18 protein-coding genes are annotated in these 18,378 nt (G+C 51.2%); 7 read left to right on the top strand and 11 right to left on the bottom strand.

The features are described 5' to 3' along the window. Nucleotides 1-55: 55 nt before the first annotated feature. The 6 genes from ACTRXF_RS07315 to ACTRXF_RS07290 all read right to left on the bottom strand — a co-directional run bounded on the left by ACTRXF_RS07315 (nt 56) and on the right by ACTRXF_RS07290 (nt 5,824). A complete protein-coding gene (locus ACTRXF_RS07315) occupies nt 56-538 on the bottom strand; it encodes a (2Fe-2S)-binding protein (protein ID WP_474261671.1) in 483 nt (160 codons plus the stop codon). Then, the gene (gene pucD, locus ACTRXF_RS07310) at nt 535-2,811 is read right to left on the bottom strand and encodes a xanthine dehydrogenase subunit D (RefSeq protein ID WP_474261568.1); all 2,277 of its coding nucleotides are present in this window, start codon (nt 2,809-2,811) and stop codon (nt 535-537) included. Before pucD ends, ACTRXF_RS07315 begins: the two co-directional genes overlap by 4 nt. Then, nucleotides 2,808-3,674: an FAD binding domain-containing protein gene (locus tag ACTRXF_RS07305; protein WP_474261569.1), complete on the bottom strand. Its 867-nt coding sequence runs from the start codon at nt 3,672-3,674 to the stop codon at nt 2,808-2,810. Before ACTRXF_RS07305 ends, pucD begins: the two co-directional genes overlap by 4 nt. Beyond that, nucleotides 3,650-4,252, bottom strand: a complete 603-nt coding sequence (locus ACTRXF_RS07300) for a nucleotidyltransferase family protein (protein ID WP_474261570.1) — start codon at nt 4,250-4,252, stop codon at nt 3,650-3,652. Before ACTRXF_RS07300 ends, ACTRXF_RS07305 begins: the two co-directional genes overlap by 25 nt. Beyond that, a complete protein-coding gene (locus tag ACTRXF_RS07295; protein WP_474261571.1) occupies nt 4,249-5,250 on the bottom strand; it encodes an XdhC family protein in 1,002 nt (333 codons plus the stop codon). Before ACTRXF_RS07295 ends, ACTRXF_RS07300 begins: the two co-directional genes overlap by 4 nt. 211 nt (nt 5,251-5,461) lie before the next feature. After that, nucleotides 5,462-5,824, bottom strand: a complete 363-nt coding sequence (locus ACTRXF_RS07290) for a Na-translocating system protein MpsC family protein (protein ID WP_474261572.1) — start codon at nt 5,822-5,824, stop codon at nt 5,462-5,464. Nucleotides 5,825-6,109: 285 nt separating this feature from the next. On the opposite strand from ACTRXF_RS07290, the gene ACTRXF_RS07285 reads away from it, so the two are divergent. After that, entirely contained in the window at nt 6,110-6,478 is a 369-nt protein-coding gene (locus ACTRXF_RS07285) for a DUF485 domain-containing protein (protein WP_474261573.1), read from the top strand. Beyond that, complete coding sequence (locus ACTRXF_RS07280) at nt 6,475-8,037, top strand: solute symporter family protein (protein WP_474261574.1); 1,563 nt, start codon at nt 6,475-6,477, stop codon at nt 8,035-8,037. Before ACTRXF_RS07285 ends, ACTRXF_RS07280 begins: the two co-directional genes overlap by 4 nt. A 170-nt stretch (nt 8,038-8,207) precedes the next feature. On the opposite strand, the gene ACTRXF_RS07275 is transcribed toward ACTRXF_RS07280, so the two are convergent. Next, entirely contained in the window at nt 8,208-9,161 is a 954-nt protein-coding gene (locus ACTRXF_RS07275; protein ID WP_474261575.1) for an AEC family transporter, read from the bottom strand. A gap of 169 nt (nt 9,162-9,330) precedes the next feature. Further along, on the bottom strand, nt 9,331-10,824 hold the full coding sequence (locus tag ACTRXF_RS07270) for a potassium/proton antiporter (protein ID WP_474261576.1): 1,494 nt from the start codon (nt 10,822-10,824) through the stop codon (nt 9,331-9,333). Between the two features lie 272 nt (nt 10,825-11,096). Here ACTRXF_RS07270 and ACTRXF_RS07265 point away from each other — a divergent pair, with 272 nt between their 5' ends. Both ACTRXF_RS07265 and ACTRXF_RS07260 read left to right on the top strand, forming a co-directional pair. After that, nucleotides 11,097-11,399 carry a hypothetical protein gene (locus ACTRXF_RS07265; protein WP_474261577.1) on the top strand — a complete coding sequence of 101 codons (303 nt, stop codon included), beginning with the start codon at nt 11,097-11,099 and terminating at the stop codon, nt 11,397-11,399. A 95-nt stretch (nt 11,400-11,494) separates the two neighbouring features. Next, nucleotides 11,495-12,385 (top strand): alpha/beta hydrolase, encoded by an 891-nt coding sequence (locus ACTRXF_RS07260; RefSeq protein ID WP_474261578.1) that lies wholly within the window; start codon nt 11,495-11,497, stop codon nt 12,383-12,385. 29 nt (nt 12,386-12,414) lie between these two features. On the opposite strand, the gene ACTRXF_RS07255 is transcribed toward ACTRXF_RS07260, so the two are convergent. Continuing rightward, nucleotides 12,415-13,317 carry a cation diffusion facilitator family transporter gene (locus ACTRXF_RS07255; RefSeq protein ID WP_474261579.1) on the bottom strand — a complete coding sequence of 301 codons (903 nt, stop codon included), beginning with the start codon at nt 13,315-13,317 and terminating at the stop codon, nt 12,415-12,417. A 185-nt stretch (nt 13,318-13,502) separates the two neighbouring features. Between ACTRXF_RS07255 and ACTRXF_RS07250 the strand changes: the two genes are divergently transcribed. After that, nucleotides 13,503-14,495 carry an alpha/beta hydrolase gene (locus ACTRXF_RS07250; RefSeq protein WP_474261580.1) on the top strand — a complete coding sequence of 331 codons (993 nt, stop codon included), beginning with the start codon at nt 13,503-13,505 and terminating at the stop codon, nt 14,493-14,495. A gap of 59 nt (nt 14,496-14,554) precedes the next feature. Here ACTRXF_RS07250 and ACTRXF_RS07245 read toward each other — a convergent pair whose 3' ends face one another. Beyond that, nucleotides 14,555-15,646: a M24 family metallopeptidase gene (locus ACTRXF_RS07245; protein WP_474261581.1), complete on the bottom strand. Its 1,092-nt coding sequence runs from the start codon at nt 15,644-15,646 to the stop codon at nt 14,555-14,557. A gap of 211 nt (nt 15,647-15,857) precedes the next feature. Between ACTRXF_RS07245 and ACTRXF_RS07240 the strand changes: the two genes are divergently transcribed. Then, complete coding sequence (locus tag ACTRXF_RS07240; protein ID WP_474261582.1) at nt 15,858-16,418, top strand: hypothetical protein; 561 nt, start codon at nt 15,858-15,860, stop codon at nt 16,416-16,418. Nucleotides 16,419-16,584: 166 nt separating this feature from the next. On the opposite strand, the gene ACTRXF_RS07235 is transcribed toward ACTRXF_RS07240, so the two are convergent. Further along, complete coding sequence (locus tag ACTRXF_RS07235) at nt 16,585-17,286, bottom strand: peptidoglycan-binding protein (protein ID WP_474261583.1); 702 nt, start codon at nt 17,284-17,286, stop codon at nt 16,585-16,587. A 348-nt stretch (nt 17,287-17,634) separates the two neighbouring features. Between ACTRXF_RS07235 and ACTRXF_RS07230 the strand changes: the two genes are divergently transcribed. Next, nucleotides 17,635-18,321, top strand: coding sequence for a DUF2306 domain-containing protein (locus ACTRXF_RS07230; protein ID WP_474261584.1), 687 nt, complete (start codon nt 17,635-17,637; stop codon nt 18,319-18,321). Nucleotides 18,322-18,378 lie beyond the last annotated feature (57 nt).

Genomic DNA, 18,378 nt, shown 5'->3' with positions numbered 1-18,378 from the left:
TTTTTGTATGGTTTTTTAATCTATGCAGGCATGCAAAAAGCCCGGGCCTGATTTATTACTGGAGATTGGCGGCGGCTGCTTTCACCGCCCGGATGATGCCGCTGTAGCCGGTACATCTGCATATGTTTCCGGCCAGCCCTTCCCGGATCTCTTCATCGTCCGGGTCCGGCGTATGCCTGAGCAGCGACTCCGCGGCCATGATCATGCCCGGCGTGCAGTAGCCGCACTGAAAGCCTCCTTCATTCATAAATGCTTCCTGTACTATACTGCAGCGCTCCTCTGTACCCATGCCCCCGATAGTCGTCACTTCTTTTCCTTCCACCTGGTAGGCAAGCAGCAGACACGAGCTTGTGAGCCTGCCGTCCACCCAGATCGAACATGCACCGCACCGGCCGATGCCGCAGGAAATTTTCGTGCCTGTTTCATGCAGCCGGTCTCTTAAAAGGTCGACGACCCGGTCCATCGGAAAAGCATCGACACTCACTTCTTCACCGTTGACCCGGAAGGTACACGCGTATGTGCCCTGCCGGTGCTCTATCCCCCGGGAATCTTTTCTGGTTTGTTCCAAGGCAGAAGCCCCCTTTGCTGAATCTGTTGCAGTACCCACTCTCTGGAAACAGGAAGCTTTTCCGGACGGGCTCCAATGGCCTGGTAAATAGCTTCCGCAATGGCCGGCGCCACTGCAATTGTTCCTATTTCCCCGACGCCCCTTGGTCCGTGAATGTCCCCTTCCATCACTTCTTCACGCGGCTTTACCGTCACATTATCCGGCAGGTCCTTTACTCCCGGCATCAAGTACGTATCGAAGTTTTCCGTCTGATAGTGCCCTCCGTTCATCACGGCGTCCTCCATCAACGTGTACCCGAGCGCCATGATGCCGCCGCCTTCAATCTGTCCCCTGTACCCCTGCGGATACATGACCGGCCCCGCCGATACAGACTGTTTCAAATCAAGCACCCGCACGGTGCCGGTTAAAAGGTTTACCTCTACCTCTGCGCTTACACCGCCAAAGGAATACAAATAATGACCGGAGTCAACTTCATCCGGCGTCACCGGAAAATCAAACGACGTGTGCGTCTCAATATCCCCGTCCTGTACATATTCTGCCAACGCCCTGTAGCTTAAAAAGAGCGAGGGCTCTGCGCCTCTTTTATGAATGCCTCCTGTCTCCAGGTATAACTCTGCTGCAGCCGTACCGGTTACTCTCGATGCTTCACTAAGCAGCTGTCTGCGAAAGGAGGTCTTCATGTTTTCCACTGCTGTCCAGACCATACTCGTGCCGCGTGAAGCGGTCGTTGAACCTGAAACCGGCACTTTATTTGTATCACCGATTGTTATTTCAATATCCTCTTCCTTGCAGGAAAATGTGTCTTTCATCACCGTTTCAATTACGGCTGTAATGCCCTGGCCGCATTCTTCAAACCCGAAAGCAGCTTCAAGCTTTCCATCCTTTGTAAGAGCAAGCCGCCCGCCGGAAGGGTCCAGCCGTCCGTAGCCAAGACCGCCTCCGTGCATGGATACAGCACCGCCCCGGCCTTTTTTCACCCAGAGGGTTTCTCCCGCATTACTCAGCGGCAGCTGCTGCCAGGCGGTGACGTCTTCAAGTATCATTTGTCCACCGTCCGTCGGAGCAATTTCCTGGCCAAGCGGGCCGGCGTCTGAAGGCTTTCTCATATTTTTGGCCCGCAGCTTCGTCCCTTCCATTCCAAGCTTTTCTGCCAGCCGGTCCATCTGCCCCTCAAGCGCAAACGTTACCTGATTGCCGCCAAAACCGCGAAATTCCCCAGCTACGCCATTATTTGTAAACACGGAAACACCGGTGGTCGTAATGTTTGGGATGGGATACAGCCCGCTGGCATGCTCGACAGCAAAGTCCAGAATCGCCGGGCCGAGGGTGGCATAAGCCCCGGTATCCGCATAAATAGTTGTTTCATGCGCGAGTATGCGTCCGCTATCATCAGCGCCTGTCCGCATCGTAATTGTCATCGGGTGGCGCTTCAATCCTGCCCGTATCGACTCTTCCCGGGTGTTATGCACCCGCACCGGACGCCCTGTTTTCAGTGCCAGCAGGGCCCCGTACGGCTGCAGGTTCAGCTCATCCTTGCCGCCAAACGACCCTCCGATTGGACTTGAAATGATGCGTATCTTCTCTTCCGGAGCGTCCAGAATTCTCGACAGCTGAAAACGATCTTTAAACCCGTGCTGTGTAGCCATGTATACGGAAATGCCCCCATCTTTTTCCGGGACAACCACCCCGCCCTCCGTTTCCATATAGCCATGCATCTGACGGGGCAGCTGATACGTCTCTTCGACAATACAGGTACAGCCCGTAAAGCCCTCCTGCAGATCCCCGCGTGTATAGGAAGCTTCATGCAGGATGTTCCCATTTTCGTGCAGCTGTTCAGCTTCGGGAGCCAGCGCTTTTCCGATCGAATCAAGCACAGCCAGCGGCTCGTATTCCACTACTACGGCTGCCAGGGCCTGATCTGCCGTTTCTTTTGAGTCTGCTGCCACTGCGGCTATTGCATCTCCCGTATAGCGTACTCTGTCTTCACAAAATACGGGCTGGTCCGGCATAACGATGCCAAAGCGGTTTAGCCCCGGCACATCATGATGTGTCAGCACCGCATGAACGCCCGCCAGCGCTTCGGCCGCTGACGTATCGATTCTTTTAATACGGGCGTGCGGGTATTCGCTTCGCAGCACTTTTCCGATCAGCATATTTTCTTCAAAACGGTCGGTTAAATACTTCAAGGCTCCGGTTACTTTCGGTACAGCGTCCGGCCGGCGCTGATTTTCTGGCTGTTTCATGTTTTATGCACACCTCCCTTTTCTGCATTATCTTCGAGCCACAGGTGGGATAAAAATAAGTGGGCAGCCGCCTGCAGGCGGTAGTTTCCTGAAGAAAACGGTTCATCCTCCGGCTGATAATCAGCTGCAAGAGCCTCAAAGAACGCTTCCGGGGTCCATCCGGATTCGGCCACACATGCTTCTGCATAGCGAAGCCGCACCGGGGCGTCTTTTCCGCCTACTAACGCAAGCCTCGCCCTCATGCTTCCGTCTCCCTGCCTGCGGGCGCAGCCGCTTACAGCAAGGAGCGAGGCAGTGAATGCTTCCCTGCGTCCGATTTTTTCAAAAAAGTGTATGCTGTCCGGTCCTTTTTCCAGCGTTTTTGGCAGCAGCACAGCTGTTAATAGAAATATACCGTCATAGGAAGCTGCTTCTTCCACTGAAATACGGGCATACGATTCCCCGTTCCAGATTTCGAGCTCAGCCTGCAACGCAATCAGTGCCGGCAGGGTATCTCCGTGGCCGTACATAATGTTGCCGCCGATGGTGCCCCGCGTACGGACAGCCGGAGCAGCAATCCGCCGCAGCGTTTCCCCCAGTATTTCCCGGGAAATAACCGGTTCCTCTATTAATTGTTCGAGTGTCATACAGGCTCCGATCCGTACGTACTTTTCTTCTTCCTGCAGAGAAGAGAGCCCGAATATACGCTCAAGCACGATCACATTGCCGGTAAACGCCCTCCCTTTTTCCCGCTCGACCTGCCGCCACGTGCCTCCGGCAATCCATTCCGCATCAGGAAAATATTCCTGATACAGAGCAAAAGCTTCCTGTACCGTTTCCGGCATCCATACCACCGGCGTTACTGGTGTGTGTGCAGCATCCATCTGTATTCCTCCTCGGTGTCAACGTCAAGCTGCTCGAATTGCCTAAAGCCTACGTACGGGCTTCCTGTCCACGTATGCGTCCTTCGCAGAATAGAAGCAGCCCCGCGGTCACCCTCCACACTCTGCAGAGCAGCAAACATTTGTTTTTTAAACAGCATAGGCGGCTGGTAATGCCTGCCGGTCCACATCCCGGTAAAATCGCACGTCTGTATCTGTGCCTGCGCTATTAACCGGTCAATCGTCTCCGCTGTCAGACCGGGCTGATCGGCAAGTACAACGAGAACCGCCTCCGCTCCAATACGTACTGCTTCGTTCACTCCAGCCCGGAGGGAATATGCCTGCCCGTTCACTGCCAGCGGACTGGCTGCAAGACGCACCGGACGTTTATTTTGTTCGAATATTCTGTTATCTATCCATACAGACTGATTCGTCACGACGATAACTTCCTCTGCGCTGCTCTTTAGCACCTGCTGCAGCGCACTGCTCCCGAGCGTCGTATTTCTCCACGGTTTTTCGAGTTTGTTGTGGCCCATGCGGGAGCTTTTCCCTGCTGCTAAATAAATTACCGCCGTTTTCATGCCATCACCTCTCCAGTTTTTGCGGCGTTTTGAAGAGCAATCAGCTCTCCGATCACGCTTACCGCAATTTCTTCAGGGCCTTCTGCTCCGATCGACAAACCGATAGGGGTTGTAACAATCTCCGGCAGTACCTCTGTCTGCAGCAGGCGTTTCGTTCTCGCCTTTGAACCGAGTACACCAATATATGCCATTGGCTGCTGCAAAAGATGCGTCAGCGCCTCTCTGTCTCTTTCAAAATGATGAGTCATAATCACCGCCATATCTCCGCGGCGAAACACCGTCTCCGACCACCATTCATGGGGAAACCCGCGCACCCTTCCGGCCTCCGGAACCTCATTTCTGACTGTTTTCAGGGCAGCCAGGCGCCAGTCGAGAACCGTTACCTCGTACCGGCACCGCGCCGCCATTTGTACAAGCGGAAGTGCATCCGGGCCGGCACCGAAAATAAACAGTCTCGGCCTTGGCAGGATCTTCTGGACAAATATTTTTTCGCCCCGGCTGTCTGAAACAGAAGAACGGCCGCTCCCACGCTTCATCACAGCCGCCTGCTCGGCTAACTGTTCTGCCTTTTCGTCCGGTTCCCCGCCGCAGACGAACCATCCGCTCTCTGTAGTCGTGGCCCACCTCAGCACTGCTTCTCCCTGTTTCACGAAAGCGTGCATGCTGCGCATAGAGGCTTCCAGCTCGTCCGTTACCGGTTCAAGCAGCACTTCAATCACTCCGTTGCACCCCGTGCCTTCTCCCCAGGAAAGCTCTTCGTAGCCCCGCATGTCATACGAAACCACTTGTGCTCCCTCTGCATGCACGTCCTCAATCCGGCAATGCAGATCCCCTTCAAGGCAGCCCGAACTCAGCATACCCACAGAGCTTCCGTCTGCCTTTAACAGCATGGACGTACCTTCCTTACGGTACGCCGACCCCTCCACATTCGTAATCGTCGCCAGTATTTGTTTTTCGCCTGCAGAAAGCTGCGGAATAATATCATGCAGATGGTCCATGCATCTCGCTCCTTTTATAAAAAAAAGCCGGAGAAAGGCACAGGTATCTGCTCCTGCGTTTCTCCGGCCTCTTCATTCCCGTTTAACAGGAATCAAGCTTCCGTCTGGATGGAAAGAGAAGAACTGCCGGTCTACAGCAGGTCTTCTTCTTAACTATTTGTATTTATTTTACTTCTATCCAGGCAGCCTGTAAGGAAGGATGTCATATAATCTAACGCGATTTTTCTTCCAGGTAAATAACGGTCGCCGCAGCCCCTGATACAGGATCAAAATCCTTCAATACAGTTCTTACCGGCAAATTCAGCTCCTGGACCAGCAGATGATGCAGCCGCTTCTTGAATTCGTCCACCAGTGCCGCATCCACCTGGCTGGTCAGAGCCTCATTGCGCTGTTCGAGCGCCCGCAGCGCGGGCACTCTTTTATGCTCTCCAAAAATAATACACTTGTGCTGTAACAGCTCGACCTTTAACGTTTTCACCCCAACATCGTACATCTCCTGGTTCACACTGTTGTACAACTGAGCAATTTGCTGCTTGATCCATTTTTCACTTTCAAACTGTTTTTCCCACACCATTACCCCGTCCTTTCGTTCATGACTTATTATAACGAATAACGCGGTCTTAGCCTATTTTCATGAAAGATTTTTGTCGCCGGAATTATTAACTAGGAGTTTCGAACTAATTTATGTTTCTAACCTACTGTTATGCAACAATTTTGGATTTTTTCTGACATTTTCGATTGACGGAAGCGCTTTCATATTATAAGTTTAATTTGTCTCCTTCCTTTCTGCTGCATGTCGTTTCTGTCGATACTCTTACCTTACGCTAATTGAACTTTATTTGAAAAAGGAGGAAAAAATATGCCTGTCGAAAAAGAGTCTGATGCAACCAACGAAACCTTTACCTCTGGCGGCGGAGTAAAATATTCCGAAGCTGTGGAAAACCCTAAGTTTAAAAACCTCATGTCGAAAAAAAGAAAATTTATTGCGCCCTTAACGGTGTTCTTCCTGCTATTTTACCTGGCTCTTCCGGTTTTAATTCTTACCTCGGACGTGCTGAACAATTCGGCAATCGGACCAATCACCTGGGCCTGGATTCTCGCTTTTGCGCAGTTTGCCATGACCTGGACACTCTGTATTCTTTACGTACGTAAATCCGCCAAATTCGATAAAGACGCCGAAGCTATCATCGAAGAAGAAGAACGCAAAGCTAAGGGGGATCATTCATGAATGCAACAGTCATAATCCTATTTCTTGCAATAGTCAGCCTCACCCTCGTCATTACGTACTTTTCAGCGAAAAAAACCAGCTCGGCCAGTGACTTCTATACAGCCGGCGGCGGACTGACCGGCTGGCAGAACGGCCTTGCGATTTCAGGGGACTACTTATCAGCTGCTTCCTTTCTCGGGATTGCCGGTGCCATCGCCCTATACGGCTTTGACGGTTTTCTTTTCAGCATCGGTTACTTAGTTGCTTACCTTGTCGTTATGTTTGTGGTCGCTGAACCGCTTCGTAACCTTGGCCAGTTTACGCTTGCTGACATGCTGAATGCGCGTTTCGATGCGAAAAAAATCCGCGGGGCAGCGGCATTTAGTACAATCACCATTGTCATTTTCTACATGATTGCCCAGCTCGTAGGGGCAGGAGCTTTAATTCAACTGCTGTTTGGCATCCCTTACATTTGGGCCGTTATTCTCGTAGGTGTCATGATGACCACATACGTGCTGTTTGGCGGCATGACTGCCACCAGCTGGGTACAGATCACAAAAGCTGTACTACTTATGATTGGTACACTGATTATTTCCATCATGGTTCTTTGGCAGTTTAACTTTAACGTCATTGCTATGTTCCGGGAAGCAGGACAGGCTACACCTGCCGGAACCAATTTCCTGAATCCGGGACAGCAGGATAACCTGCCGCTTGATTCACTGTCTCTCATGATTGCACTCGTACTTGGTACAGCCGGTCTTCCACACATTCTCATGCGCTTTTTCACTGTTAAAGATGCGAAAACAGCGCGGAGCTCGGTTGTTACAGCTACTTGGATTGTTGGTATCTTTTATCTCTTAACCGTCTGCTTAGGCTTTGGCGCAGCGATTTTTGTCGGTCGAACAGAAATCATTGATGCCAACCCGGCCGGTAACATGGCTGCACCGCTTCTTGCCCAGGCGCTCGGCGGCGATCTGCTGTTCTCCTTCGTCTGTGCCGTAGCATTTGCGACTATTCTCGCCGTGGTAGCAGGCCTCGTGCTTTCCGGAGCCAGTGCCTTCGCCCACGACCTGTACGGACAGATCATTAAAAAAGGGAAAGTATCCGAACGCGAGCAGGTAGTCGCAGCCCGTACTGCTTCACTGACAGTGGCTATTCTCTCCATTGCGCTTGCGATCTTTGCGCAGAACTTAAACGTAGCCTTTCTTGTGGCACTCGCCTTCTGTGTAGCCGCCAGTGCGAACCTCCCGGTTATTGTGTACACAATTTACTGGAGACGTTTCAATACGAACGGCGCTATTACAGCGATTGCAGTCGGTCTTATCAGCGCAGTCGGCCTGGTTGCCATCAGCCCGAACGTTATGAACCCTGACGGCAGCGCATTTATTGCCGCCGAGGCGATCTTCCCGCTCACCAACCCGGCGATCGTATCCGTACCGCTCGGCTTTCTCGGCGGCTGGATCGGCACGCTTGTTTCCAAAGAGTCGAGATCCGGACGCTACGACAAAGTGCTTTTCAAAGCCAACACCGGCTACCGCGAATACGACCTGCAGGGTCGCGCCATCAAAAAAGACGAATAGCACGAATACAAAAAAGCACCGGAGCAGCCGCTCCGGTGCTTTTTTACGCTCAATATTTCTCATTCTTTTGAAATAAGCTGGCTTTCAGTTTACAAATTTAAAAATATGTTAACTAAAACTTTAACCAGTTCTCCTCTATAAAAAAACCGAAGCACCCAGGATGCTTCGGCTTATCCGGCGATATGCTGCGCGATAAACACGGTGACCGGTAAAAGAAGCAGGCTGATGACCGTTGTGGCAATCAGTGCCACGATACCAAGCTGCTTGGAGCCGCCGTGAATGTAGCGCTCAAATAATACAGTTGCCAGTGTAAAGGTGGGCATCGACGCCTGCACGATAATAATTTTACCGAGAAGCGCCGGAATCGGCAGCAGCCATACCAGAAGACAGGCCGCAGCCGGCACGGCGAATACCTTCACGAGTACGGCTGTACCCATAAACCGCTTGTACCCGGTCTTCACCATTTTCCAGTTCGCAGACGTAATCGTCGGAATCAAAAGCCCGATCAGAATCATCGCAAGCGGCGCGGCCAGCCCCGAAATGGTGTTTACCGTTTCGAGAAAAATCATCGGAAGCATAATACCGGCGGAGGCAAGCAGCACCGAACTGACAAGCGTCAAAAATGGCGTATTTAAAATGGCTGTCAGCTGCCGGAACGAAAAGCGTCCCGGCTTCAGCAGCAGAATACCAATAGTGAACACACTCGTCATGGTCCCGGCATCATACACCGCCGCGTACGACCCGGCTTCTGTTCCAAACAAAATTGTAATGAGCGGAATGCCGATAAACCCGGTATTGCCGCACCCTGACACGATCGCAAGCTGGCGGGCTTCCATGTCAGTATAATGAAACGAGCGCCCAATCGAATAGCCAAGAGCCATCCCGGTCCACGTAAGCCCGAGCGCGCAAGCATAAACCATAGCAAATGACGCCCAGGTGGAGCTGTTGAATTCGAGCTGAAAAATGCTGTATACGACTACAGCCGGAAGTGCGAAATTAATAGCCACAAAGGAGATAAAACGGCGCGTTTCCACCGATACATCGATCATTTTAGAGGTAACAAGACCGATCACCACCATCACGGCCATCATAAACACCGGCGTAATTATATCAATAATAGACATCCGTCTCGCCTCGGTTCTTTCATTATTTTCCTGAAGCTGCACGTGTTCTATCTTAATACAAATCAGTAGGATTGAAAACGAATGAAAGCTTGCTGTATCAATAAATTATATGCAAACGCTTCCCCTATACCAAAAAAAGCTGCCCTCCAGGCTGGAAGGCAGCGGTCCGTTACGGGGAGGTCTTAGGTTCAGGGTGCTTCTTGCGGTTGAGCAGCCGACGCAGATCGTCCTTTTGCTGTCTGGAAACGAGAATGTACAGAAAATCTCCTTCCTGGATCTCAGTATTACCGCCCGGGGTGACGAGTTCATTATTTCGCACCATCGCGCTTACGGTCGCATCATTTGGAAAATTGATTTCATACAGCTGTTTCCCTACAATCGCCGATTCCTCACTCGCTTCAAACTGCACCATTTCCGCATTCGCCGAGCCCATGCTGACGAGCTCGATGGAATGGTACGGTATTTCTTTTTTCGGCCCGACCAGATGGAGAAGCTTCGCCACATAGGAGATGCTTGAGCCCTGGATAAGCGCGGACGTCAACACGATAAAAAATACGAGGTTAAAAATCAGCTGGGCATTATCGAGACCGGCGACCACGGGAAACGTTGCAAGTACGATCGGCACCGCTCCGCGCAGGCCCGCCCAGGAGAGAAACGTTCGCTCCTTCATCGTATAGCCGAGAAATGCCGTAGATATAAAAACGGCAAGCGGCCGTGCGATAAACATTAGAACAAAGGAGAGCGCAATGCCGGCAAGCATCACGTCTGCCGTAAATACCTGACCCGGAAAAGCAAGCAGACCAAGAATAATAAACATCAGAATCTGGCTCATCCAGGCGAACCCTTCATTAAATTGAAAGATCGAGTAACGGAACGTCAGCTCAGAGTTGCCGATGACAAGCGCAGCTATGTATACTGCCAGAAACCCGCTCGCTCCAACAGCCGCTGTCACGCTGTAGGCCAGAAGCGCAAAGGCCACCGAAAAGATCGGATACAGACCACTGGATTCAAGACCGATATGATTGATCGAAAACGAAGCGAAGCGGCCAAACAGCAGTCCTAAAACAATGCCTGCCCCGATCTGCCAGAAAAATGACGGAATGAGCATCCAGATGTTGGCATCCATGTTTGTGAGCAGTTCAATAAAAGATATCGTTAAAAAAACAGCCATCGGGTCGTTCGTTCCCGACTCGGCTTCAAGCGTAGCTCCGAGCTTGGCTTTAATATTTCGTTCCTTCAGGGCAGCGAAAACGGCCGCCGCATCGGTCGAGCCGACAATCGAGCCGAGAAGAAGCGCTTCATACCAGGTAAAGTCGAGCAGCAGATATGCCATGCCTCCTACGCATAAGGAGGTAATCACCACGCCCGCGGTAGCAAGCGAAATCGAAGGCACCGCCACCCGGCGCACAGTCGCCCATTTTGTCTGCAGGCCACCCTCAAACAGAATAATCACAAGGGCAAATATACCGACCAGCTGGGCTACTTCAGCATTATCAAAATAAATAATTTCCAGGCCGTCGCTTCCGATCAGCATGCCGATCAGAATAAACAGCACGAGGGCAGGCAGACCGAGCCGGTTCGAAAATTTAGCAACAATAACTCCGGCCACCAGCAGTAAACCGACAAGCAGAACGGCCCCATCGTTTGCTTCCAAAAAGTCCAATATGTTTCGTTCCTTTCATGACACATACCCTGCATGCGTTATGTTTTATAGTTTTACGGTGAATTAATAGGAGAGCATTCAAGCCGACTGTGGAGAAGAAGGCCGCTGAATAAAACGAGGAAAATGGTACATAATAATATACTCTTTTTATCTTAACATTGATTTTTTATTCTCCATAGCGATCAGCCCTTTTGCGTTTTCATGCGTAACGAAACCTTTTACAGGGAAAAGACGTATAGTGGTAAACGCACATCAAAAGGAGGCAACCATTCATGGAAGTATCCCGAATACTCAAATGGGTCACTGGCGGGATCGAACTGTTTCTCGGTATCCCAATTATAGGCGGGCTCATTATTATCAGTACAGGCTATGTGCCGCTGAATATTATGCTTGTTGTCCATATTATCGCTCTTATCGCGTCCATTTATGACAAACAAAAGAAAACAGGCAACATACTCGGCATTATTACGTCCGTCGTCGCCTATATCCCGGTTGTCGGTATGTTTATGCACATTCTCACCGGCATCTGGCTGCTTGTTGAAGCCTTTGGACCTCAGCGCGAGAAAGAAATTTAAAGCGGGGCACGCCTTAAACGGGCGTGTCCTGTTTATTTCTGCCTGAAAACAGGAATATGATTGTTAATACTTTTCAGGAAAGGAAGCAGTTACTTATGACCAAATGGAAAACGTCTACGCAGGCAGCCATGCTGCGCTCTTTTCAAAAACGCGTCAGTCAGCAGTCCCAGTCGTATATTACCCCGCCGCCGGCTGATTCGGTCAGCACCTCCTCGTATCTGGTCGAAACGACACCTGGAGCCACACCGGTACATATTTATTATCCGATTGCGGACGTTTCCAAAAAACTTCCGGTATATATCAACCTGCACGGAGGCGGCTTTGTGATGGGCAGTGCCAGCGAAGACGCGGGCTGGTGCAAATATATTGCCGCTGAAGTGCCGTGTGTGGTGGTAAACATTGACTACCATTTGGCGCCGAAGACCCGCTTCCCGGCCCCGGTGCTTGAAGTATTTGAAATTGTCGAATGGCTGACAGCCCATGCCGGGCGCCTGTCGCTGCAGATGGATAACTACGTGCTCGGCGGCCACAGCGCCGGAGGCAACCTTGCCGCCACAGCGAGCATGATGCTGCGTGATACCGGCCACAGGCTCCCGAAGCTGCAGATTCTTGATTATCCGGTTCTGGACCTGCAGACGGATCCTTATGAGAAGCCGGCTTATTCGACCGCCATTCCGCCGTACATTGCGCAGATTTTCAACGACAGCTACCTGCAGACACCGCAGGATGCCCGTCACCCCTACGTCTCGCCATTATATGCTGAACAACTCGAAGGCCTGCCTCCGGCGCTTGTTATCACTGCTGAATATGATTCGCTCGCCCGGGAGGCGACGCAATATGTAAGTCGCCTGGAAAAAGCAGGCGTCGCTGTGCAGCATTATCCTTTTTCTACGACCAGCCACGGATTTACCCATATGGGAAATGAAGAAACCGCACTTGAGGCGTGGGCGACAATCATTCACGCACTCAAACGTGCCTTCAAATAAAATAAACCGCCCTTCACGGGGCGGCTTTTTTAGTTACATATCGTGTCTTCGCAGATTTCGCGGTTTTCCATGTCGATCTGGATGGTCGTATGGTGGATGCCGTGCTCCCTGTGCAGCAGCTCGTTGGCATTTTTCAGCGTTTCCTGCTGGCTCGTGCCCTCTTCAACGACCAGATGGCAGCTGAGCGCCGGGAAGTCTGACGTAATCGACCAGACATGCAGATCGTGCAGATCCTTGACGTGCTCGACAGTGAGCAGATGTTCCTTTATCTGCTTCGTGTCGATTCCCTCCGGCGTGCCTTCCATGAGCACGTGCACCGAATCCCGCAGCACCCGGAGACCGCTGATGAAAACAAGCACCGCAACGACCATGCTTGCGATCGGGTCCGCAAGGCTCCAGCCAAACAGCATGATTAAAATCGCAGCTGTAATGGCACCGACCGAGCCGAGCAGGTCTCCCATAACGTGGAGAAACGCACTCCGGACATTTAAATTTTCGTGATTATCCCCGCTGTGAAGAATGCGGGCCACAACAATATTAACGATCAGGCCGACAGTGGCCACGATCAGCATCCCTGTGCTCACCACGGACGGCGGATCCATTAAACGATGAATGCCTTCATACGTAATATATACAGCAATCACCATCAGCGCGAGACCGTTGATAAACGCAGCCAGCACTTCAAACCGCCGGTAGCCGTAAGTTTTCGAAGAGGTCGCGCTCCGGCTGCCGTACCATATTGCTGCAAAGCTGAGGCCGAGCGCTGCTGAATCACTCAGCATATGCCCTGCGTCAGAAAGCAGTGCCAGACTATTCGTCCACAGGCCTCCAATCACCTCAACGACCATGAAAACAGTAATTAAAATAAATGACCATTTCAGGGCCGTCTGGTTTGTCGTTCCGTGATCATGGCTGTGCCCTTCATGTGCCATAATGTCTCCTCCCTGTTTCTTTACCTTTTATATTCAAATCATCTTTTGATTATATTATACCACTTCCACTCTTTTATTCAAACATTCTTTTGAATAATAAAATGTATAAATTTTTCTTTAAAAGGGAATACAGTACCGTACGTAGAAGTTAACGTTTACAAAACCCACACAAGGAGAAGATGTTTATGCACAAACTCGTCAAACAGGCAGGCCTTGGCGCCTGCGGACTAATCGCTGCAGCAGCTGCCTATGCATTCTTTTCACCGCGGCCGGCTGCGTGGTATGTAAAGCAGGCCTTCAAGGGCGGCCTCGAAACCGAAGCGCCCGACTTTGCCGAAGCAGCCGAAAAAACGGTACAGTATAAGGATATTGACTACGAATCCCAATACCGTAACGGACGGCTTGATATTATTTTGACGACGAAAAAAGAAGAAAAAACGCCGGTTATTTTTTGGATGCACGGCGGCGCCTACGTCGCAGGCGACAAGCAGGATGCTTCCAAATACGTGACCTATCTGGCTGCCTCCGGCTATAATGTGATCAACATTAATTACGCACTCGCACCGGCCGCCGCTTACCCGGCGCCATTAATCCAGCTCGATGAAGCGTACCGCTATATTAAACGGCACGCCGATGAGTATGGGATCGATCTGACCAATATTTTTTTCGCCGGCGATTCTGCCGGGGCACAGATCGTCTCCCAGTATGCGGCCATCCAGCTGAACGAGGGGTACTCCCCTTGGGTGCCGGTAAGGCGGCATATTGATCCGCTTTATATTAAAGGGGTACTGCTGTTCTGCGGCCCGTACGACCTTCGCCAGATCGCCGGCGCACCGCTCGGCTGGTTCAACCGCTTCCTGTTCAAGCGCATCGGCTGGGCATACATCGGCACTTACAACTGGGAGGAAGCTCCCGCGCTTACGGAAATATCGATGCTCCAGCGTCCACCGGAAAAATTCGCGCCTACGTTTATTACAGACGGCAATAAAAACTCCTTCGACACCCAGGGGCGCCGGCTTGCTGCCCTGTTAAGCCGCCGCGTGCCTGTTCGGGATATCTTTTACGATAAGGATGAAACGCCGGTCGAACACGAATATCAATTTATCATGGATAAGCCTGCCGCCCGGCAGACGTTCCGTTCCCTGACTGCTTTTATTGATACGTACAGCCGTACGTAAACGACGAAAAGGGCCTGCTGCGCATACATGCGCTTCAGGCCCTTTTTCTGCGCCGGCTGTTACACGTCCAGCAGCGTCCCGAGACGATTCATAATTTCCCCGCCTTGTTCGCCGACAATCACGTCGTCCTCGAGACGAATGCCGCCCCATCCTTCAATATACATACCCGGCTCAATGGTGAGTACCATCCCGGCTTTAAGAAGCTCGTCGTTTTCGCTATGAATCGATGGCGCCTCGTGCACGTCCATACCGAGACCGTGACCGACGCGGGTGATGAAATAATCGCCATACCCGGCTTCTGTAAGTACGTCCCGCGCGGCTTTATCCACGTCCCCGATTCGTCCGCCGTCCCGGCACGCCTCTATCGCTGCTGTTTTCGCCTCCGACACAATCTCAAGACGCTCCCGGGTAATTTCATCGGCTCCGCCAAACACCCAGGTGCGAGTCATGTCGGAGCAGAAGCGTCCGTAGCGGGCACCGAGATCCACCAGAATCAGGTCTCCCTTTTGCAGCCGGACTTCTGACGGAACGCCGTGCGGAGAGGCGCTTTTTTCTCCGAACAGGACGATCGTATCAAAAGCCGCACCGTCCGCTCCCTGCTTTTTCATTACCTCTTCAAGCTGATGAACGACCTCCCGTTCAGTCACTCCTTCCCAAAGCCCTTCCGCAACGGTTTCAAGCGCCCGTTCAGTAATATCCACTGCGTGCTGAATCTGCTTCAGCTCCTCCGATGATTTCACCTGGCGGCTCTGCATAATCACCTGCTCAAAATCTGTATAGCGGACTCCCGGATAAATCTGCTGCAGCTTTTCGAACCGGGCCACAGATAAATGATTTTTCTCCACTGCGATCCGGACAGGATTCGGCATTTGTTTATGAAGTGCTTTTTTCACGCTTTCCCACGGGTCCTCGCTGTCTGTGTAGGTAACAATGCTTCCATCCCATCCGCTTTTTTCCACCAGCGCCTTTTCCATTCCCGGGCAGACAATCAGAGGCTCTCCCTGCTGAAAAAGGAGAAGCATTAAAAGCCGTTCATGCGGGTCTGTGTAAAAGCCGCTTGCATAGTAAATATCAGCCGGATTCGTGATAACGGCTGCGTCCTCCTCGCGTTCTATTAACGATCTCGTCCATGCTTCAATTACCGCATTCATTTTTTGGCCTCCTTTTTCTTTAGTATCGCACAATTTTTTAGATACTTTCCAGCCGTTCCTTGTTTTGTCCAAGGTTTGCCTGGAGGCAAAGACGGGAAATAATGACAACGATAAGTGAAACAATGCCCTTTTTGAATGCGTAGACATACATAGATAAACAGCGTGGTGGTTTCGCGCATACCGCGCAAACCATGAAGGGGGGACAGCATCTATGCAGAACCAGGAATGGATCTTTAACGATATACTTTTCTTTTCCTCCCACAATTCAGTTCCAGTCTACAACCACGGAGGGGAAACGGTCGGCCTTCTTGAACGGGCCGACGCCACATCCATCGACGTTAACACCGATCATATGCGTACCGGGGACGCTTACCGGTTTAAAGATACGCACGGCCGAACGCGGATGGCCATGGGTGTAAAAAAAGGCAAGATGCACCGGCGCCTCCGCTATCATTATATGTTTCAGCCATGCAGCGAAAAAGAAGAAATTGAGCTGCGTGATCAAATATTTTTCCCTTACTTTCGTTTTCATGTAAAGGGACGCGTGAATGATGAACAGCTCGAAATCTACCAGACCCGCCACGAACAACTAATTGTACGGTGCGAAAAAGTAACTGTCGCTACGATCACCTTTAAAAATTCCGGATGGAAGGTCTCGGCCTCCGTTAATAAAATCCAGGATTCCTGCGTAACAACTCCGGAATTTCTCACCCTCGCCTACTGCATGTTCCGCTTGAACGACTTTGAATCCTCCGATATTAAAACGCTGTAAGCAAAGCCCACAACAGAGAATTTTCTTCATTAATATAAGATTGACGCACGTCCCTATACGAAGGCTGTTTAACAGGAGCACTGAACGGTGCTCTTTTTTATAGCTTCAGACATATTAAAAAACCCGCCTTCCATTGTTGGGAAGACGGGTTCTGTTCGTTTATTGATTAGTCTACTACTGTTACTTCTACGTCCTGACGCCCGAATTCATAAGCGTCCGATTTTGTTGGTACGTGAATGTCGATGCGGTCGTTATTGATGGCACCGCCGGTATCGGCTGCTTCATACGTGCCCATGCCTTCAACCTTCACGGTGGAGCCAAGCGGGATCACGTCCGGGTCTACGGCAATAACATTAGCGTCGCGGTCGTTGTTCAGGTTTTTGCCTGTAGCGGTAATACCACTGCAGCCGGCACATTCAGCCGTGTAAGCGGTAGCTTCCATCGTCATGGTGTCGCCGCCTGTGCTGGCGTCACTGCTTGTCGATTCTTCCGAAGAGCTGCTGCTTTCGCTTTCTGAGGAGCTGCCTTCAGAAGATTCGGATGTGGAAGCTCCTTCCACTGCTTCGCCGCCGTCCACGTCATCAAGTGCCGCGCGGGTGTTCGGCCCGATAATGCCATCCACGGTCAAGCCCTGATCACGCTGGAAGCTGCGTACGGCGCTGTCCGTGATCGGGCCGTAGATGCCGTCGACGGCGTAGTCGTAATAGCCTTCATCCTCGAGGACGGACTGTGCTTCGGATACATCGTCCCCGCGGTCCCCTTTATTTAATAGGTCTGCTGCGTCCGACACGGCCGGTGCTGCTGCAAGAAGTCCCGTTCCGAGTGCGAAACCACCGGCCCACTTCATCGATTGACGTACAGAAAACATATATGAATACCCCCAACTGTTTGAATTTCTCTCACAGCAAGAACTATAACGGACCACCATGGGGGTCTTCAAGCTTATTAGTTAATTGTAATTACATTGTAATTTCTATGTAATTATTACTAATGCATGATAAATTCCCGTAACAAAGCCTCTGTTTTTTCGGATATTCATGAATTTCCCGGGCAGAACGGCTTAGAGACATTCTTCTCTTTGCTATTCGTTCCGGGTGGTGCCGTTACCATATTACAAAAGCTTTTTAAGTCTGTTACAGGAATTCTGCTTTTTTTCACGAAAGTAGTAAATAAACGGCACGGGGATTCTCAAACTAAACCGAAGGGGTGCTTCGGCATGTTTACTGGCAGCCTGATTGTCCATATCACTGCAGGGTTTCTGGCTCTCGGCGTGTTTTGGATACCGTTGGTTACGAAAAAAGGAGGGCGCACGCACAGGCGCGCAGGATGGATATTCGTTTTTGCTATGATGACTGTCGCTTTTACCGCCTTTCATCTTTCCTTTTACCCTTTGTTTGTCTCTAGCGGCCGCACACCCGGCGAAGATGCCTTTTCCTACTTTCTCTTATTTATCGCTGTATTGAGCATTGCCACTGCCTGGCACGGCATGAGAGTGCTTCGTTTCAAAAAACGAAAAGCGATTCATCGTCACCCTGTCGATATCGGCATTTCCTTCCTTCTTCTCGGTTCCGGACTGGCAGCCTGCCTATACGGCTTCGTGCAGGGCATTGCTCTCATTACCTACTTTCCCCTCATCGGTATCGCTCTTGGCAGTCTGCAGCTGTACTACTGGCTTCGTCCCCCGGCCGAACGAATGCACTGGCTTTACGAACATTTAGGCAGTATGATCGGCTGCTCCATTGCCACGATTACGGCTTTCACGGTGTTCGGGGCACCGCAGCTGTTAAACATCGAGGAAGTATCGTTATTCATCTGGCTGCTCCCGACATTTTTACTGGTGCCGTTAATTATCGGCTTCACCAGGTACTACCAGCGGAAATACAGCCCTCCCGTCAGCAAATGACTGCTTGTACCTCTGCCGGCAGAAACGCCGGGGTGCTATTCCCAAATAAAAAAGCTG

The organism is Marinococcus sp. LNHM3E3-2.2 (genome assembly GCF_056034385.1).
The sequence above is the reverse complement of the archived record's forward strand: the minus strand, read 5'-3'. Positions and strand labels throughout refer to the sequence as shown.

Bases quoted from the DNA above. Each gene is read 5' to 3' on its own strand.
- ACTRXF_RS07250 (WP_474261580.1), top strand. From the start codon at position 13,503: ATGCACAAACTCGTCAAACAGGCAGGCCTTGGCGCCTGCGGACTAATC.
- ACTRXF_RS07260 (WP_474261578.1), top strand. From the start codon at position 11,495: ATGACCAAATGGAAAACGTCTACGCAGGCAGCCATGCTGCGCTCTTTT.
- ACTRXF_RS07280 (WP_474261574.1), top strand. From the start codon at position 6,475: ATGAATGCAACAGTCATAATCCTATTTCTTGCAATAGTCAGCCTCACC.
- ACTRXF_RS07235 (WP_474261583.1), bottom strand. From the start codon at position 17,286: ATGTTTTCTGTACGTCAATCGATGAAGTGGGCCGGTGGTTTCGCACTC.
- ACTRXF_RS07290 (WP_474261572.1), bottom strand. From the start codon at position 5,824: ATGGTGTGGGAAAAACAGTTTGAAAGTGAAAAATGGATCAAGCAGCAA.
- pucD (WP_474261568.1), bottom strand. From the start codon at position 2,811: ATGAAACAGCCAGAAAATCAGCGCCGGCCGGACGCTGTACCGAAAGTA.
- ACTRXF_RS07300 (WP_474261570.1), bottom strand. From the start codon at position 4,252: ATGAAAACGGCGGTAATTTATTTAGCAGCAGGGAAAAGCTCCCGCATG.
- ACTRXF_RS07255 (WP_474261579.1), bottom strand. From the start codon at position 13,317: ATGGCACATGAAGGGCACAGCCATGATCACGGAACGACAAACCAGACG.
- ACTRXF_RS07265 (WP_474261577.1), top strand. From the start codon at position 11,097: ATGGAAGTATCCCGAATACTCAAATGGGTCACTGGCGGGATCGAACTG.
- ACTRXF_RS07275 (WP_474261575.1), bottom strand. From the start codon at position 9,161: ATGTCTATTATTGATATAATTACGCCGGTGTTTATGATGGCCGTGATG.
- ACTRXF_RS07245 (WP_474261581.1), bottom strand. From the start codon at position 15,646: ATGAATGCGGTAATTGAAGCATGGACGAGATCGTTAATAGAACGCGAG.
- ACTRXF_RS07295 (WP_474261571.1), bottom strand. From the start codon at position 5,250: ATGGACCATCTGCATGATATTATTCCGCAGCTTTCTGCAGGCGAAAAA.
- ACTRXF_RS07230 (WP_474261584.1), top strand. From the start codon at position 17,635: ATGTTTACTGGCAGCCTGATTGTCCATATCACTGCAGGGTTTCTGGCT.
- ACTRXF_RS07240 (WP_474261582.1), top strand. From the start codon at position 15,858: ATGCAGAACCAGGAATGGATCTTTAACGATATACTTTTCTTTTCCTCC.
- ACTRXF_RS07285 (WP_474261573.1), top strand. From the start codon at position 6,110: ATGCCTGTCGAAAAAGAGTCTGATGCAACCAACGAAACCTTTACCTCT.
- ACTRXF_RS07305 (WP_474261569.1), bottom strand. From the start codon at position 3,674: ATGGATGCTGCACACACACCAGTAACGCCGGTGGTATGGATGCCGGAA.